Genomic DNA, 16,062 nt, shown 5'->3' with positions numbered 1-16,062 from the left:
AGGGACTCCTCAAACGATGCGCGGCTCGAACGCGCGCGGGATACCTCCAGCATACCCATGCGCCGACCTTGCGACCAGCCGTCAAAGCTCTGGCAACAGGCCTGTAACGGGCATTTCAAACAAGCGTATGTTTTTTCATTGACAGCACACCGCCATCCTCATAACCTCGCCAAACCTTCAACGTACCGGGAAGACGCGGACGTGGGCAGCATCTATTTGATTCGACATGGCCAGGCCTCCTTTGGTGCGGACGACTACGACGTCCTGTCGCCGACCGGCATTCGTCAGGCTGAAATCCTTGGCCGGCACCTGGCCGAACTCGGGATCAGCTTCGACCGCTGCCTGGCGGGAGATCTGCGCCGCCAGCAGCACACGGCCAACAGCGCGCTGGAGCAATTCGCCGCGGTGGGCCTGCCGGTGCCGCTGCTGGAAACCGACTGCGCCTTCAACGAGTTCGACGCCGATGCGGTGATCCGCGCGCTGCTGCCGGCCATGCTGCCGGACGAACCCGAAGCCCTGGACATCCTGCGCAACGCCGCGCAAAACCGCGGTGAGTTCCAGCGTATCTTCGCCCTGATCATCGAACGCTGGCTGGCCGGTACCTTTGACACACCGGGCCTGGAAAGCTGGCTGGGGTTTGTCGAGCGGGTGCAGGCCGGCTTGCATCGCATCCTTGATCAGGCCGACAACACCCAGAAAATCGCCGTGTTCACGTCCGGCGGCACCATCACCGCCCTGCTCCACCTGATTACACAAATGCCTGCCCGGCAGGCCTTTGAATTGAACTGGCAAATCGTCAACACCTCGCTCAACCAGCTGAAGTTTCGTGGTCGCGAGGTGTCCCTGGCTTCCTTCAACAGTCATGCGCACCTGCAACTGTTGAAGGCTCCGGAACTCATCACGTTTCGCTGAGTCCGGACTTTTGTGACCCTGGCTGTAATCACCCAGCTCTTATTACCCAGCTCTTATTACTCAAGAAAGGATCGAACCATGACCTCCGTAGCAGACGCCGTACAAGCAATGAAAGCCAAGTTCAACCCAGCCGCTGCTGCCGGTCTGGACCTGGTCTTCGGTTTCCGCATCGACGACACCAAGAACTTCTCGCTGATCGTCAAAGACCAGACCTGCGAGCTGCAGGAAGGCGAGAACCCGGACGCCCAGGTGACCCTGGTGATGGACGGCGAAACCCTGGAAGGCATCGTCGACGGCTCGACTGACGGTATGCAAGCGTTCATGGGCGGCAAACTGCGCGCTGAAGGCGACATGATGCTGGCGATGAAACTGTCCGAGCTGTTCCCGTCGTAAGCACTGGGCTCCCGAACTTCGGGAGCGTGCCTGCTGCAAACGAATCCCGCCCTTAGTGGCGGGATTCGTCGTTTCTGCCTTCCCTGTGGCGAGGGGGCTCGCCCCCGTTCGGCTGCGAAGCAGTCGTCAATCCGAAGCCCCGCTATGTTTGAGCGGGTCTAAAGGGCCGCTTCGCGCCCCAACGGGGGCAAGCCCCCTCGCCACAGGGTATGAGTGGTACCAATGAGGTATCCGCTCTTACAATGCGAGCACTTACAACACCGGCCGCCCCATGGACATCGACCTCGCCCGCACCTTCCTCGAAATCGTCCGCCATGGCAGCCTGGCTGCCGCCGCGGAAAAACTCCATGTCACCCAGACCGCGATCACCGCGCGGGTGCAAAAACTCGAGAGCCAGCTGGGCAGCACCCTGTTCGTGCGCAATCGTGCCGGTGCCCGCCTGACGCCCAACGGTGAAGCGTTCGTGGTGTACGCCAATCAGCTGGTGCAAACCTGGGAAGCCGCGCGGCGTGATTTGCCGTTGCCCGAGGGTTATCGCGATGTGCTGCACATCGGCGGCGAGGTGAGTCTGTGCAACCCGCTGATGCTCGGCTGGGCCGGCGAAATTCGCCAAAATATCCCCAGCCATGCCCTGCGCATGGAAATCCGCGACGGCGAAAACCTGCTGCGCCAACTGGAGTTGGGCGTTCTGGATGCCGCGCTGGTGTATCAGCCCGAGTACTGGCCGCGCTTGCAAGTCGAGCAGGTTCTCGAAGAAAAACTGATTCTCGTGCGCCAGGCCGACAAGCCCGATCCTTATGTGTACATCGATTGGGGCAGCGAATTCCGACGCCAGCACGACGCTGCCCTACCGGAAAAAGCCAAGGCCGCGCTGAGTTTCAATCTCGGCCCGCTGGGCTTGCAGTACCTTCTCGAAAACGGCGGCAGTGGCTACTTCCGTACCCGCGTCGTGCAGAGCTATCTGCAAAGCGGCGCCCTGGAACGGGTGCCCAAGGCGCCGGAATTCAGCTACCCGACCTATCTGGTCTACTCGCGCGATCGTGACTCGCCGACACTGCAACGCGCCTTCGACCTGCTGCGCAAGGTCATCGATTCCGACGAAGACTGGTCGCAACGCTGGGATCCGCTGACCTGAGACCGGTTTGCACCGGATCATGGCCGTTGTGTCCTCAAGGTTCGCTCCGTCAAATCACCGGGATCGGCTAATCTGAAAGAGATAACAAAAACGACAGGTGATTGCAGTGAGGCAGACCACCGAAGGATTCCGCAGCCGTTACCGCGCCGACATTCATCCGCTCTACAACCCCTGGCTGCACGGCGTGTTTGTCCTGGTGTTCGGGGCAGTGGCGATTAGCGCTTTCTGGAGCAACGTACATCAGGTGCGGCCAGCGGAATGGCTGGCGGTGCCCGTCACGCTGCTGTTGTTCAACCTCGGTGTGTACATGGTGCATCGCCACCTGGGGCATCATAAAAAGAGCTTCGCCCGGCTGTTTTATGCCCGTCACGCAGTCGACCACCACAGTTTTTTCACCCCTGGCCACATGACCTACGACAGCGCCCGCGACTGGCGGGTGATTCTGTTTCCGGCGTGGCTGATCGTGCTGCACACCCTCGCGGTCGCCCTGCCTCTCTGGTGGCTGCTCAAGCACATCAATACCAACGTCGCCGGATTGGTCGGCGGCCTTCTTGTCCTCGGTTACCTGACTTACGAAGTGTTTCATGCCTGCGAGCATCTGCCGTCGCGCAACCTGGCCACACGATTGCCGTGGATCCGCCAGATGCGCCGGCTGCACGAACTGCATCACCGCCGCGAATTGATGCAGGAGCGTAATTTCAACATCGTTTTCCCGCTGATGGACTACCTGTTCGGCACCCTCTATTGGGAGCCGGAACCTGCGCCGCTCAACCCGACGAGAACGCCCATGACCCGCATGCAGCATCAGATTGTCATTGCCGGAAACCCGGTCGAGGTACTTGCCTACGCCAGCACCGTGACCCTTTGGCCGCAATGGCATCCGTCGTCGCTGCGCATCGATGGGCCAAAAGGTCCGTTGTATGCCGGCGCACGTTTCGAGGAAGACATCCGTGCCGGCGGGCGCGACGGGCACTTGAGATGGGAAGTGACGGAATATCTGCCCGGACGGCGCTGGAGCGCTGAGGCCCGGGGTGATCACGGCCTGTCGCTGGTGGTGACCTATGAATGCGATGCCACAGGCGAGGACACCCGCTTCGTCCGCACCCTTGAGTATCAATTCAGCGGCCTGGCGATGCGCATTGCCAACCGGTTGTTGCTCAAGCGGCGCATCGATCGGGAATCGGCGGCGTCGATGCTGGCGTTGCGCGACATGGCGCAGAAGTACCTGGTGGCGACAGGGGTCGGCGCGTGAGCAGAACCTTCAAATGTCTGTTGCTGGTCATCGTCGTTATCGGCGCCTTTCTGTTGCTGATGCCGACCAAGGTGCGACCGGTGGCCTGGACACCACAACCTGCGCCGTCCCTCACCAGCGGAATCTACGCCGACAATCAGCGGCTCAAGGGGGTGGAACGCGTGGGTGCCGCCAACATCGACGGGCCGGAAGCCTTGCTGCTGGAAAACGACACACTCATCACCGGCCTGCACGACGGTCGCCTGATCCGCACGAGCCTGGACGGCAAGACCACCAAAGTCCTGGCCGTTACCGGTGGCCGGCCACTGGGCCTGGCCCGGCATCCCAATGGTCTGCTGGTGATCGCCGATGCCGTCAAAGGCTTGTTGTCCCTCGACGCCCAGGGACGCCTGGTGGCCTTGACCACAGAGGCCGGCGGCGTTCCCTTCGGTTTTATCGACGATGTGGTTATCGACAAACCTGGTCACTACGCTTATTTCAGCGATGCTTCGAGCCGCTTCGGCTATGGTCACGACGCAGAGGCCGTGATCGAACACGGCGGCGACGGTCGACTGCTGCGCTACGACTTCCAGACCGGCAAGACGTCGGTTGTGCTGGATAAGCTGGAGTTTGCCAACGGCGTGACCCTGGGACCGGACGATGCCTATGTACTGGTCAATGAAACCGGTGCCTACCGCATCAGCCGTTATTGGCTCAGCGGTCCGAAGGCCGGTACCCACGACCTGTTTATCGACAACCTGCCAGGGCTGCCGGACAACCTGTCGTTCAATGGCCACGACCGCTTCTGGGTGGCCCTGTATGCCCCCCGAAACCCATTGCTCGACGCCACGGCGGCGCATCCGTTGGTACGCAAGATGATCGTGCGGGCCATGACCGTCTTGCCCAAGCCCGTGGAAAAACGCGGATTTGCCCTGGGCCTGGACCTTGAGGGCAAAGTGATCGCCAACCTGCAGGACGGCAGCAGCGACAACTACTCACCGATCACCACGGTGCGCGAGTATGGGGACTGGTTGTATTTCGGTTCACTGAAAGCGCAGAACATGGTGCGATTGCCGTTGAGCAAGGCATTGCAATGAGCAGCCCCCCTGTGGGAGCGGGCTTGCTCGCGAAGACGTCAGCACATTCAGCATCGACATTGACTGGCAGGCCCAATTCGCGAGCAAGCCCGCTCCCACATGGGACAGCGTTCAGTTCACTGGGATATTCGGGCTGGGTCATGAGGCACCTCGTTGAGAGCCGTAACATCGGTCTCTGAGCATTCGAGGTGCCGGTTCTGGTTGCCGTTCCAACTTTCCAACTTTCCGGCCACCGGTCGTCGGTGGCAGCACGCTGGGTCAGGATGTCGAGCCCAGTTGCTTGACGATCTTGTCCTTGACCAGCAAGCGAGTCTCCTTGAGCTTCCTTACGGTGTCATCGTTGGACTTGGCCTCCTCTGCTTTCACCACTTCGGCATCCGCCTGGGAATACTTGTTAAGCAGTGAATCCAGTAACGGATCCTTGGTGCGTTTCTGCTGGATTTCTTCCTTTGAGCGTTTCAGATCCTGATAAAGGTCATGGGGCACCGGCATGGAACACCTCCGTTTGTTGATCGGCAGCGAAACGCGATCAATTGCGTTCACCAACTATCAGAATGGCCTCGGTTTGCCCGTTCTGTCGACCACCTGTCAGACCAGCGGTGTCCGTTCGTCGTCCTGTCGCACAGGCGATAAAACCTTTGCCTGCACCGGCGTCTCCACTGGTTTCAGCCGTTAAGCACCATGCGCACCATCTGCCTGAGTGCTTCGGGATTGTAGGGTTTGCTCAACAGGTGAGTGTCGGGGCTGAGCTGGTGATTGCGCGAAATGATGTCGCGGGTATGCCCCGAGGTGAACAGCACGGCCACCGGTGGTTCTTGCACTTTCGCCCAGGCCGCCAGGTCCGAACTCTTGATCAGGCCGGGCATGACCACGTCGGTGAATATCAGGTCTACGGTCACCCCTTCCAGCAGCATTTGCATGGCGACATCACCGTTGGTCGCCGTCAGGACTTGATAGCCCTCTTCGCGCAACAACTCCACCGCCGACACCCGCACGGCCTCATTGTCTTCGACCACGAGGATGCGTTCGTGCCCGCCCCGTTGCGGCACAACAGGGCCCGGCGTTTCGCTGGGTGCCGCGCGCAAGGTGCGCGGGAAGTACAACTGCACCCGAGTCCCCCGCCCCACGTCGCTGGCGATTTCGATATGACCGCCACTCTGCTTGACGAAGCCAAACACCATGCTCAGGCCCAATCCGGTGCCCTGGCCGTCGGCCTTGGTGGTAAAGAACGGCTCGAATGCCTGGGCCAGCACCTGCGGCGGCATGCCGACGCCGGTATCCGTCACGGACACCCGCACATAGTCCCCGGCAGCAATGCCCTTGCCGGCGCAAAACTTGCGATCGAGGACGATGTTGTCCGCACAAAGATCAATGGTCCCCTCACCCTGCATGGCGTCCCGGGCATTGATCGCCAGGTTGAGAATGGCATTTTCCAGTTGATTGCGATCGACAAACACATTCCAGGAATCTTCAGGCGCTGCCATGTGCACCTGAAGGGTTTCCCCCAAGGCACGCTGCAACAGTTCCGCCAGGCCATCGAAAATCTGCCGCAACGTGGAGACCGCGGGCGACAACGGTTGGCGACGGGCGAATGCAAGCAGTTGCGAGGACAGTTTGGCACCGCGCTCGACCGCGGCAATCGACGCCGATACCCGGCGCTGCACATTGGGGTTATTCGGCTCATGGCGTGCCAACAGGTGCAGGTTGCCAGCGATCACTTGCAACAGGTTGTTGAAGTCATGGGCCACACCGCCGGTGAGGCCGCCGATGGCTTCCAGCTTCTGCGACTGGCGCAGTTGCTCTTCCGCCGCCAGCCGCGCCTCGACCTCATCGGCCACCCGTTGCTCCAGGTTGCGGGTGAACTTGAGCAGGGATTCTTCGGCGATCTTGCGTTCGTGAATATCGATCAGCACGCCGGGGAAACGAAATGCCTCGCCTTGCTCATCGAATTCGCAGCAACCGCTGGCGAGCACCCAGAAGTAACTGCCGTCGGGGCGCTGGATCCGGTACTCGACGTTGTAGGGTTCGCCAGTCTCGACCGCCAGCGTGGCCCGTTCCTGAACCCAGCTACGGTCGTCCGGATGGATCCGCCCTTCGACGATCTCCTGAGACAGGTTGCCCAAGTCTTGCCCGGGTGGATAAGAGAACGTGCGAGCGAAGCGCTCATCACCCGTCAGCACGTTGGCCTTGATGTCCCAGACAAAGGAACCGAGCAAGGCACCGGCGTTCAACGCCAGGCGTACCCGCTCGTTATCCGCACGATAAGCGTCTTCAGCCACTTGTCGGCGTTGCTCGGATATCACCCGCTCCGTGGTTTCCACCACCATGGACATGACCCCGGCCGGACGTCCGTCATCGTCAGCCACCGGGCTGTAGTAGAGGTCCATCCAGACATCTTCCGGAACCCCGTCACGCAGCAGCTCCAGTTCTTTGTTGCGATAGGACAAGGTGCCGCCCGCCAGGCAGGTGTCGACCACGTGGCGATTGAATTCGGCGACTTCTGGCCAACCCAGCTCCACCGTAGACCCCAGCAGGTACGGATGACGCCCACCGGCAAACTTGGAGTAAGCGTCGTTATAGATCATGTACCCGGACTGCCCCCAGAGCATCACCATCGGCAACGAGGACGCGAGCATCAACTGCACCGCGCTGCTCAGGCTCCTGGACCATGAATCGAGCGGGCCAAGTTCGGTCAGGCTCCAGTCGAACGCACGAATGCGCCCGGCCATTTCGCCGTTCCACCCGGAGCACCCGTGGCTATCCTCTAGAAACTGCATCGGCTGGCTCTATCCCGGTAAGTTGCGCCCGTTTGTTTCGAGCGTCCTGCACGCTATTCGTTTCATAGAGGTATAGCTGATTCTGAGGCTTCCTTGTCGAGCCGGGAATCTGTGGCCAGTAGAGATTCCCTGTGGGAGCGGGCTTGCTCGCGAAGGCGGTGTGTCATTCAACATATTCGTCTGCTGATACACCGCTTTCGCGAGCAAGCCCGCTCCCACAATTTAGTCCTCAGTAACCGAAAGACCGTGCACTACACCTCGATCAAGTGCTTTAGCGGGTTGTAACTGCTTTTCAGCGTGGCCGCGACATCCAGAATGGCCTTCTCGATGCCATTCAAATGCATGCAGGTCAGCTCGATGGCCGCGCTCTGGTTCCCCGCTTCGATGTACTCGATCAACCGCAGGTGTTCGTCGTCGCGGCAGACCTCATGGCTGTCGTCGTCCAGCGCAGCGGCATACAGCGATGCCCGGGAAATCAGCTTCTGGAACCAGTCGAGCAGCACCGGGTTGTTCAGGCTGCGGGCCAGTTTGATGTGGAACTCGCCGAGCAGGTGAATCAGCCGTTCGTGATCACCACTCTGATGCGCTTCATCCTCCAGCAGCAAGTGATCGCGCAGGTCTTGGGTCACCGCCGTATCACGCCGACGGCACAGTTCGCTGACGATACCGATCTCGACCAGGCGACGGGTTTCGAACAGCGAACGGATCTCTTCGTCACTCGGCAACGACACCGACGCACCTTTATTGGGCTCGGTGGTGACCAGTCCATCGGCCTCCAATTGCTTGAGCGCGGCCCGGACGGACGTGCGGCTGACATTGAAAAGCTCGGCCAAAGAGGCTTCGCCAAGCTTCATGCCCGGACGCAACGAGCGTTTGCTGATCGCCTCGTAAACCCCTTGGTAGACGCGGTCGACCGTGGTTTCCAGTTTCTTTTCCGTCATTCATCAACTCCTGGCGCCCTGTGCAACCGACCCTGGCGAATGAACAGCCTTTGAAAAAGGGGCTTGCACGGGCAGATTAATCCGGGTATTTCTAAATTGCATCCAGATTTTGCATACAATAATTAGAGGAATGCACCATAATGGGTCATCCAACAGCAATCGAAGTGCGAAACGTCTCAAAACGATACTCCGACGATCCGGGGCTGGCTCCTGCCCTCGATAACGTCTCGGTGGACATCGCCGACAACGAATTCTTCACCCTGCTCGGCCCCTCTGGCTGCGGCAAAACCACCCTGCTGCGCACCATCGCCGGCTTCGAGCATGTCAGCGACGGTGAGATCCGCCTGGCGGGCGAGCCGGTCAACGATTTGCCGCCGTTCAAGCGTCGGGTCAACACGGTGTTCCAGAGTTACGCGCTGTTTCCGCACATGAGTGTTGCGCAGAATATCGCCTTCGGCCTCGAGATGCAGGGCCTTGATCGCAAACTCATCCCGCAGCGCGTCGACGAGATGCTCGCGCTGGTGCAAATGCAGCACCTGGCCAAGCGCAAACCGGCCGAACTGTCTGGCGGCCAACAGCAACGGGTGGCTCTGGCCCGGGCTCTGGCGCCGAAACCCAAAGTGCTGTTACTGGACGAGCCGCTGTCGGCCCTGGACCTCAAGCTGCGCAAGGAAATGCAGGTCGAACTCAAGCGCGTGCAGAAAGAAGCCGGGATCACCTTCATTTTCGTCACCCACGATCAGGAAGAAGCCCTGACCCTGTCCGATCGCATTGCCGTGATGTCCGCTGGCAAGATCCTGCAAATCGGCACGCCCAATGAAATCTACGAACGGCCGCAGCATCAGTTCGTCGCGCAATTCATCGGCGACATCAACTTCCTCCCCGGCCACCTCAAGCGCGGCCAGCAAAACGAAAAGCTCTTCGTACCCAACGGCATGCCCGTGGAAATCCCCTGCCCGGCCCAGGGCTTTGACGGCAGCAAGGTGCAACTGGCGTTCCGCCCCGAGCGTTCGCAACTGGTCGAGCCAACGCAGCCACATCACCTGCGCGGTGTGATCGAGGCCGTGCTGTATGTCGGCACGGCCACGCTCTATCAATGCCGCCTGAACAACGACATCAAGGTCATGCTGCGCGAGAACAACGAAGGCCTGAACCACGGGCGGGTGGTGGGCGATCGCGTCGCGGTCAACCTGCCGCCCCACGCCTGCCTGTTGATGGAGGCCTGAGATGAGCGTCAGCAGCACTTCCCCAGCCCTCAACCGCGCGCTGTTGCTCAGCCCGGTGGTCCTGACCCTGCTGGCCCTGATCGCCATTCCGCTGGGCATCATGGGCTACATCAGCCTGTTGCCGCGCAACGTCTATGGCGGCGTCGACTGGCAGGCCGACTGGCAATTGCAAAGTTATGTGCAGCTGTTTTTCCAGGAAGGTTTCGACGGTGAACTGGAACTGAACTGGGTCTACGCCCAAGCGTTGTTGCGCTCGGTGTTCCAGGCCGGCGGCACCACGGTCCTGTGTTTCCTGTTCGGCTTCCCCGTGGCGTTGTGGATGTCGAGCCTGACACCGCGCCGGCGCAACCTGATGGTATTACTGATCACCATCCCGTTCTGGACCAACCTGCTGATCCGCAACTACGCGTGGCTGATCATCCTGCGTGAACACGGCTGGGTCGCCCAGAGCCTCAACGCGCTGTTCCCGCAAGCCGGTGGCATCACCCTGCTCTACAACGACTTCGCGGTCAGCGTCGGCCTGGTCTACAGCTTCCTGCCGTTCATGATCCTGCCAATCTATTCGACCCTGGAAAAACTCGACTGGCGCCTGGTGGAAGCCGCCTACGACCTCGGTGCCAACCGCTGGCACGCGTTGCGCCGGATCATCCTGCCGCTGTCGATGCCGGGCGTGATCGCCGGTGCGTTGCTGGTGTTCGTGCCAAGCCTGGGCGCCTTCATTACCCCGGCGATTCTCGGCGGCGGCAAGACCCTGATGATCGGCAACCTGATCCAGCAGCAGTTCGGCACCGCGCGCAACTGGCCGCTGGGCAGTTCGCTGTCGTTCCTGTTGCTGGGGATCATGTTGCTGTCCCTGGTGCTCTACGCCCTCTATAGCCGCAATGCCGCCAAGACCCAACGCCCAGGAGCCCAAGCATGATCGCCCTGCACCTGAAAAAACTGCCGCTGACCCGTGAAGTCAGCCTGTTGATGCTGGCTTATCTGTACCTGCCGATTTTCGTGTTGATCGCCTACAGCTTCAACGCCAATCGCTCGGCGACGGTGTGGACCGAGTTCTCGTTCGACTGGTATGGACGAATCCTGGCCAACCCGTCGATCCAGACGGCGGCGCTGAACTCGATCATCGTCGCCAGTATCGCCACCGTTTGTGCCACCGCGATTGCCCTGCTCGCGGCGCTGGCGACTTACCGGCCGTTCTACGGGCAGAAAATGGTCGAGGGCGGGATCAACCTGCCGCTGATCCTGCCGGAGATCGTCACCGCCGTGGCCACCCTGCTGCTGTTCATGGCGCTGGGAATCAAGCTCGGTCTGCTGACGGTGATCGTCGCGCACATCGGCTTCTGCATTCCCTTCGCCTACCTGCCGATTCGTGCGCGGCTCAATGACCTGGACAAGAGCCTGCTGGAAGCGGCGAACGACCTGTACGCCAACCCGTGGCAGGTGTTTCGCCGGGTGACCTTGCCGCTGCTGTGGCCGGCGGTGTTGTCCGGTTCGGTGCTGGCGTTCGTGGTCAGCCTCGACGATTTCATCATGACCTTCTTCGTCGCAGGCCCCGGCTCGACGACCCTGCCGGTGTACATCTTCTCGGCGATCAAGGCCGGCGTGACACCGGAGATCAACGCGATTTCAACGCTGATGCTGGTGATTTCCATCGTGCTGGTGGTGCTGGCCTTCTGGCTGGGACAGCGCGGCAAACAACAATAAGCCTGGAGACTTCTATATGAGCAAGAAAGTGAAAAGCATCCGTTTCGCCGTTGCCGGTCTGGCCTTGAGTTGCTTTACCGCGCTCACTGCGTTCGGCGCCCAGGCCGCCGAGCCCAAGGAACTGTTCTTCTACAACTGGACCGACTACTACCCGGTGGAACTGCTGGCCAAATTCGAAAAGGAAACCGGCATCAAGGTCACCATGGACGGCTACGACAGCAACGAAACCCTGCTGGCCAAGTTGCAGGCAGGCGGCGCGGCGTATGACGTGATCGTGCCGTCGCAATCGATCATGCGCACCCTGATCAACCAGGACCTGCTGCTGGAAATCGACGCCTCGGCCCTGCCCAACTTCCAGTACGTCAAACCGGCGTTCCGCGACCCGAGCTTCGACCCGGGCCGCAAGTTCTCGGCACCGTACCTGTGGGGCACTACCGGGTTCTCCTATGACAGCGCCCGAGTGCCCGGCGGCAAGCTCGACGACTCGTGGAAAGAGTTCTTCGAGCCGCGCAAGGAACTGCAAGGCCAACTCGCGGCCCTCGATACCTCCAGCAGCGTGATCAACGCCGCCAGCCACTACCTGAATGTCGACGAGTGCAGTGAAAATCCCCAGGACGCCAAGCGCATCCTCGAACTGCTGCAAAAACAGAAACCCTTCCTGAAGATGTACAGCTCGGATAACACCGTCGACCGCATGGCCTCCGGTGAAGTGATCATGATGCAGAACTGGAACGGTTCTACAGCGCGGGCCACCTTGCAGAAGAGCACCATCAAGTACGTGTATCCGAAGGAAGGCCTGGCGATGTTCCAGGACAACTTCGCCGTACCGAAAAGCGCACCGCACCCCGGCAACGCGAAGATCTTCATCGACTGGATGATGAAACCGGAAAACGCCGCCGCCGTCTCCAACGCCATCGCCTACGACAACGGCATCCAGAGCGACAAGCTGATCGATGCCAAATGGCGAGTGATGGACGCCATCAACATGCCCGACGAATTCGCCTCGCGCCTGCGCCCGGAAAAGGAATGCAGCAACAAGGCGCGGGAGCTGCAGGACCGGATCTGGGCCAAGCTCAAGGGCTGATTGTTCGACTTGAAACCGGTTTGCGGCCTTCGCGAGCAAGCCCGCTCCCACAAGGGATCTCCAGTGTTCACACGGACAATGTGGGAGCGGGCTTGCTCGCGAAGAGGCCAACATAGACACCAGAGAATTCATTGAGGTTACTCATGACCCAACCCCACTGGCTGCGCAACGTGCGCCCCTACGGCGCCCCTGCCGAAGACCTGCTGATCGAAAACGGCCACTTCAGCCAACGCCGCCCGGCCTCGACCACCGAGCTGCTCGCCACCGACATCGACGGCCAGAACCAGTTGCTCACCCCCGCCCTGGTGGAAAGCCACGTGCACCTGGACAAAACCCTCTGGGGCCAACCCTGGCGCCCCAACAGCGCCGGCCCGACCCTCAAGGACTACATCGCCAACGAGCGGCGCATCCTGCGCGAAGTCACCACGCCCATCGCGCAACGGGCCGGCGCCTTGCTGGAAAACTGCATCGCCCGTGGCTCGCTGACCATGCGTTGCCACGTCGACATCGACCCGGAATTCGGCCTGCGGCATGTCGAGGCCATGCAGCAACTGCGTGAAAACTACCGCGACCTGATCGACCTGCAATTGGTGGTGTTCCCGCAGACTGGTTTGATCAGCCGCCCCGGCACCGCCGAACTGATGCGCGAAGCCATGGCCCTGGGCGTGGAAAACGTCGGCGGACTGGACCCGTGCGGTATCGACAACGACCCCATCGCACAACTGGATTTCGTGTTCAAACTGGCCAGCGAGTTCGACCGTGGCGTCGACATTCACCTGCATGACAAGGGTGAACTGGGCCTGTGGCAGATCGCGCTGATCGCCGACTACACCGAGCGTTTCAGCCGCCAAGGTCGAGTGATGATCAGCCACGCGTATTGCCTGGGCATGTTGCCGTGGAGCCAGGTCAAACCGGTGGCCGAACGCCTGGCGACGCTGGGTATTTCGCTGATGAGTTCGGCCCCGGCCGATTGTGCGGTGCCGCCGTTCCTGGCCCTGCGCGAAACCGGCGTGAATGTGTGCCTGGGCTCGGACGGCATTCGTGATGCCTGGTCGCCCATGGGCAACGGCGACATGCTGGAGCGGGCGATGCTGCTGGCGTTCCGTTTCGATTTGAACAAGGACGAAGAACTCGCTGCGGCGTTCGAGGCGGCGACCGTCAACGGCGCCCAGGCGCTGGGTTGCGAAGCCAATCGCCTGGAGATCGGCCAGCCGGCAGACTTCCTGTTGATGCCGGTACAAACACTGGGTGAGGCGGTGGTTTCGCGGCCGTTGCGTCAGGTTTATCGCGCGGGTCAGTTGATTGCTGCGGGTGGCCGTTTGCTGGACAGCCGTTTGTGAAGCGCATCGGCTTGCGCGCCAGTTGTGTGGTCGGCTTCGACGGCACGCAGCATGTGCTGTGGCGCGATGGCGAAGTGGTGTTCGCCGGTTCACGCATCGAGTTTGTCGGGCGCGGTTATCCGGGCCCGGTGGATCAATGGATCGATTACGGCAACGCGCTGATCGGTCCAGGCTTCATCGACCTGGATGCCCTTGGCGATCTCGATTCCACGGTGCTGACCCTGGACAACGGCGACGAGCGCGCCATGGGCCGGATGTGGTCGGCAGAGTATCTGGCGCGGGGATCGCGGGAGAGCTACAGCCCCGAAGAAGAAGTCTTCAAATACCGCTACGCCTTCACCCAATTGATCCGCAACGGCATCACCACGGCCATGCCGATCACTTCGATGTATTACCGCGAGTGGGCCGAAACCTACGACGAATTTGCGGCGGTGGCAGGCGTGGCTGCCGAACTGGGGCTGCGCACTTACCTCGGCCCTTGCTACATGAGCGGCATGAGCTACTGGCAGGCCGATGGAACCCTGGCGCACCACTGGGACGAAGCCCGGGGCATGGCTGGCCTCGATGCCGCTGAAAGGTTCTTTCAGGATTTTGACGGCGCGCACAACGGCCTGATTCGCGGCGCGCTGCTGCCCGATCGCATCCAGACCTGTACCCCGGCGTTGCTGCAACGCACCGCAGCACTGAGCCAGGAACTGAACGCGCCGATGCGTTTGCACTGCTGCCAGGGCCTCGGCGAGGTGGCGCTGGTCGAGCAACTGCGCGGCACCTCGCCTCTGGGCTGGCTGCAGCAGCTTGGGCTTTTGACCCCGTGCAGCCTGCTGCCCCATGGCATCTACACCCGAGGCGATGACGACCTGCAACGGGTGGTGGATGGCGGCGCGAGCCTGGTGCATTGCCCGGTGGTGTTTGCCCGGGACGGCGAGGCGCTGAATTCGTTTGGCCGCTATCGGGCCAAGGGCATCAACTTCGCCCTGGGCACCGACACCTGGCCGGCGGACTTGCTGGACAACATGCGCCAGGGCTTGAACATCGCTCGATTGATGGAGGGTGGCCACGAGCTGACCAGCACGCTGGACCTGTACAACGCTGCGACCCTTGGCGGCGCCAAGGCACTGGGCCGCGACGATCTCGGCCGGCTGGCACCGGGGTGCAAGGCCGACATCACCGTGTTCAACCTGCGCGGGATGCATCTGGGGCCGCTATTCGATCCGCTGAAGAATCTTGTACTGGCCGGGCGTGGTGACGATTGCATCGCCAGTTACATCGATGGCCGTTGCGTGATGCACGAATGCCAGGTCCTGGGCATCGACTACCCCGCCCTGCAACGCCAGGCCCAACAACAATTCGAAAAACTGATGCGCAGCCACAGCGACCGGGCCTTTGCCCAACCGGACTGGAAAAGCCTGTTCCAGCCAGCCATCCCGTTCGCCGACGACTACAGCGCCCACGCGCCACTGAGCGCGATTGATCCACTCCTCTAGAGATTTCTGCCCATGCAAAGCTTCGACTTCAGCACATTGAGCCCACGGGACAAATACAAGATCCTGATCGGCAGCGTCGTGCCACGGCCGATTGCCCTGGTCACCACCGTCGACGGCGAAGGCCGGATCAACGCGGCGCCGTTCAGCTTCTTCAATGCGCTGTCGGCCGACCCGCCCATCCTCGCCCTGGGCGTGGAAAACTACGGCGACCAAAGCCCCAAGGACACCACCCGCAACATTCAACTCAACCAGGAATTCACAGTGAACATCGTCAGCGATGCGCTGGTGGAAGCCATGAACGTCTGCGCCGTGCCCTTCGCCCCCGGTTTCGACGAATTGACCGCCGCTGGCCTCACCGCCATCCCCGGCACCACGGTCAAATGCCCGCGCATCGGCGAAGCCCCGGTGGCACTGGAGTGCCGGCGGATGATGGCGCTGTCCATCGGCCAATCCCGGGAGATTATCTTTGGTGAAGTGCTGATGGCCCATGTGCGGGACGAACTGATCGATCCGAAAACCCTGTACATCGATCAGTTGGGGCTGGATGCGATCGGACGCATGGGCGGGCATGGCTATGCGCGCACGCGGGATTACTTCGACTTGCCGACGCGTTCGTTACAGGCCTGGACGGATGCGCCGGGGGGTGGGGAGCGGTTTTGGCCGCTGGCCAAGTAAGCCGCGGCTGCACAAAACCTGTGGGAGCGGGCTTGCCCGCGAAGGCGTCGGCACATTCAATAT

General features: G+C 61.2%; 16 protein-coding genes. 13 read left to right on the top strand and 3 right to left on the bottom strand.

Going from position 1 to position 16,062, the window contains the following annotated elements; genetic code table 11:
• Positions 1–201: 201 nt before the first annotated feature.
• The 5 genes from AC3IT6_RS12800 (at position 202) to AC3IT6_RS12780 (ending at position 4,768) form a co-directional block, all read left to right on the top strand.
• Entirely contained in the window at positions 202–912 is a 711-nt protein-coding gene (locus AC3IT6_RS12800) for a histidine phosphatase family protein (protein WP_489355969.1), read from the top strand.
• A 78-nt stretch (positions 913–990) separates the two neighbouring features.
• Positions 991–1,305: an SCP2 sterol-binding domain-containing protein gene (locus tag AC3IT6_RS12795; protein ID WP_015094878.1), complete on the top strand. Its 315-nt coding sequence runs from the start codon at positions 991–993 to the stop codon at positions 1,303–1,305.
• Positions 1,306–1,576: 271 nt separating this feature from the next.
• Entirely contained in the window at positions 1,577–2,440 is an 864-nt protein-coding gene (locus AC3IT6_RS12790; RefSeq protein ID WP_489355966.1) for a LysR family transcriptional regulator, read from the top strand.
• Between the two features lie 106 nt (positions 2,441–2,546).
• Positions 2,547–3,692: a sterol desaturase/SRPBCC family protein gene (locus AC3IT6_RS12785; RefSeq protein ID WP_223442945.1), complete on the top strand. Its 1,146-nt coding sequence runs from the start codon at positions 2,547–2,549 to the stop codon at positions 3,690–3,692.
• Positions 3,689–4,768 carry an SMP-30/gluconolactonase/LRE family protein gene (locus tag AC3IT6_RS12780; protein ID WP_223442942.1) on the top strand — a complete coding sequence of 360 codons (1,080 nt, stop codon included), beginning with the start codon at positions 3,689–3,691 and terminating at the stop codon, positions 4,766–4,768. Before AC3IT6_RS12785 ends, AC3IT6_RS12780 begins: the two co-directional genes overlap by 4 nt.
• Before the next feature lie 258 nt (positions 4,769–5,026).
• Here the strand turns inward: AC3IT6_RS12780 and AC3IT6_RS12775 are convergent, their stop codons facing one another.
• Positions 5,027–5,260 (bottom strand): DUF465 domain-containing protein, encoded by a 234-nt coding sequence (locus AC3IT6_RS12775; protein WP_458369605.1) that lies wholly within the window; start codon positions 5,258–5,260, stop codon positions 5,027–5,029.
• On the opposite strand from AC3IT6_RS12775, the gene AC3IT6_RS12770 reads away from it, so the two are divergent.
• Complete coding sequence (locus tag AC3IT6_RS12770; RefSeq protein WP_489355962.1) at positions 5,259–5,444, top strand: hypothetical protein; 186 nt, start codon at positions 5,259–5,261, stop codon at positions 5,442–5,444. The genes AC3IT6_RS12775 and AC3IT6_RS12770 overlap by 2 nt on opposite strands.
• Here the strand turns inward: AC3IT6_RS12770 and AC3IT6_RS12765 are convergent.
• On the bottom strand, positions 5,434–7,545 hold the full coding sequence (locus AC3IT6_RS12765; protein ID WP_489355960.1) for a hybrid sensor histidine kinase/response regulator: 2,112 nt from the start codon (positions 7,543–7,545) through the stop codon (positions 5,434–5,436). The genes AC3IT6_RS12770 and AC3IT6_RS12765 overlap by 11 nt on opposite strands.
• A 251-nt stretch (positions 7,546–7,796) precedes the next feature.
• Positions 7,797–8,486 (bottom strand): GntR family transcriptional regulator, encoded by a 690-nt coding sequence (locus AC3IT6_RS12760; RefSeq protein WP_046038514.1) that lies wholly within the window; start codon positions 8,484–8,486, stop codon positions 7,797–7,799.
• 140 nt (positions 8,487–8,626) lie between these two features.
• Here AC3IT6_RS12760 and AC3IT6_RS12755 point away from each other — a divergent pair, with 140 nt between their 5' ends.
• The 7 genes from AC3IT6_RS12755 (at position 8,627) to AC3IT6_RS12725 (ending at position 15,999) form a co-directional block, all read left to right on the top strand.
• Entirely contained in the window at positions 8,627–9,712 is a 1,086-nt protein-coding gene (locus tag AC3IT6_RS12755) for an ABC transporter ATP-binding protein (protein ID WP_489355958.1), read from the top strand.
• 1 nt (position 9,713) lies between these two features.
• Positions 9,714–10,631 carry an ABC transporter permease gene (locus AC3IT6_RS12750; protein WP_015094870.1) on the top strand — a complete coding sequence of 306 codons (918 nt, stop codon included), beginning with the start codon at positions 9,714–9,716 and terminating at the stop codon, positions 10,629–10,631.
• On the top strand, positions 10,628–11,416 hold the full coding sequence (locus AC3IT6_RS12745; RefSeq protein ID WP_057714357.1) for an ABC transporter permease: 789 nt from the start codon (positions 10,628–10,630) through the stop codon (positions 11,414–11,416). The genes AC3IT6_RS12750 and AC3IT6_RS12745 overlap by 4 nt, the downstream gene beginning before the upstream one ends.
• Positions 11,417–11,432: 16 nt before the next feature.
• A complete protein-coding gene (locus AC3IT6_RS12740) occupies positions 11,433–12,500 on the top strand; it encodes an extracellular solute-binding protein (protein ID WP_489355956.1) in 1,068 nt (355 codons plus the stop codon).
• 143 nt (positions 12,501–12,643) lie between these two features.
• Positions 12,644–13,840 carry an amidohydrolase family protein gene (locus tag AC3IT6_RS12735; protein WP_489355954.1) on the top strand — a complete coding sequence of 399 codons (1,197 nt, stop codon included), beginning with the start codon at positions 12,644–12,646 and terminating at the stop codon, positions 13,838–13,840.
• Positions 13,837–15,324, top strand: a complete 1,488-nt coding sequence (locus AC3IT6_RS12730; RefSeq protein ID WP_489355952.1) for an amidohydrolase family protein — start codon at positions 13,837–13,839, stop codon at positions 15,322–15,324. The genes AC3IT6_RS12735 and AC3IT6_RS12730 overlap by 4 nt, the downstream gene beginning before the upstream one ends.
• Positions 15,325–15,336: 12 nt before the next feature.
• Positions 15,337–15,999 carry a flavin reductase family protein gene (locus AC3IT6_RS12725; protein WP_007973324.1) on the top strand — a complete coding sequence of 221 codons (663 nt, stop codon included), beginning with the start codon at positions 15,337–15,339 and terminating at the stop codon, positions 15,997–15,999.
• Positions 16,000–16,062 lie beyond the last annotated feature (63 nt).

The organism is Pseudomonas sp. KH_017 (genome assembly GCF_057840285.1).
This window is presented reverse-complemented; position numbering and strand designations above follow the sequence as displayed.

Coding starts and splice junctions, on each gene's coding strand:
- AC3IT6_RS12795 (WP_015094878.1), top strand. CDS start 991: ATGACCTCCGTAGCAGACGCCGTACAAGCAATGAAAGCCAAGTTCAAC.
- AC3IT6_RS12790 (WP_489355966.1), top strand. CDS start 1,577: ATGGACATCGACCTCGCCCGCACCTTCCTCGAAATCGTCCGCCATGGC.
- AC3IT6_RS12770 (WP_489355962.1), top strand. CDS start 5,259: ATGGAACACCTCCGTTTGTTGATCGGCAGCGAAACGCGATCAATTGCG.
- AC3IT6_RS12775 (WP_458369605.1), bottom strand. CDS start 5,260: ATGCCGGTGCCCCATGACCTTTATCAGGATCTGAAACGCTCAAAGGAA.
- AC3IT6_RS12765 (WP_489355960.1), bottom strand. CDS start 7,545: ATGCAGTTTCTAGAGGATAGCCACGGGTGCTCCGGGTGGAACGGCGAA.
- AC3IT6_RS12760 (WP_046038514.1), bottom strand. CDS start 8,486: ATGACGGAAAAGAAACTGGAAACCACGGTCGACCGCGTCTACCAAGGG.
- AC3IT6_RS12755 (WP_489355958.1), top strand. CDS start 8,627: ATGGGTCATCCAACAGCAATCGAAGTGCGAAACGTCTCAAAACGATAC.
- AC3IT6_RS12750 (WP_015094870.1), top strand. CDS start 9,714: ATGAGCGTCAGCAGCACTTCCCCAGCCCTCAACCGCGCGCTGTTGCTC.
- AC3IT6_RS12745 (WP_057714357.1), top strand. CDS start 10,628: ATGATCGCCCTGCACCTGAAAAAACTGCCGCTGACCCGTGAAGTCAGC.
- AC3IT6_RS12740 (WP_489355956.1), top strand. CDS start 11,433: ATGAGCAAGAAAGTGAAAAGCATCCGTTTCGCCGTTGCCGGTCTGGCC.
- AC3IT6_RS12735 (WP_489355954.1), top strand. CDS start 12,644: ATGACCCAACCCCACTGGCTGCGCAACGTGCGCCCCTACGGCGCCCCT.
- AC3IT6_RS12725 (WP_007973324.1), top strand. CDS start 15,337: ATGCAAAGCTTCGACTTCAGCACATTGAGCCCACGGGACAAATACAAG.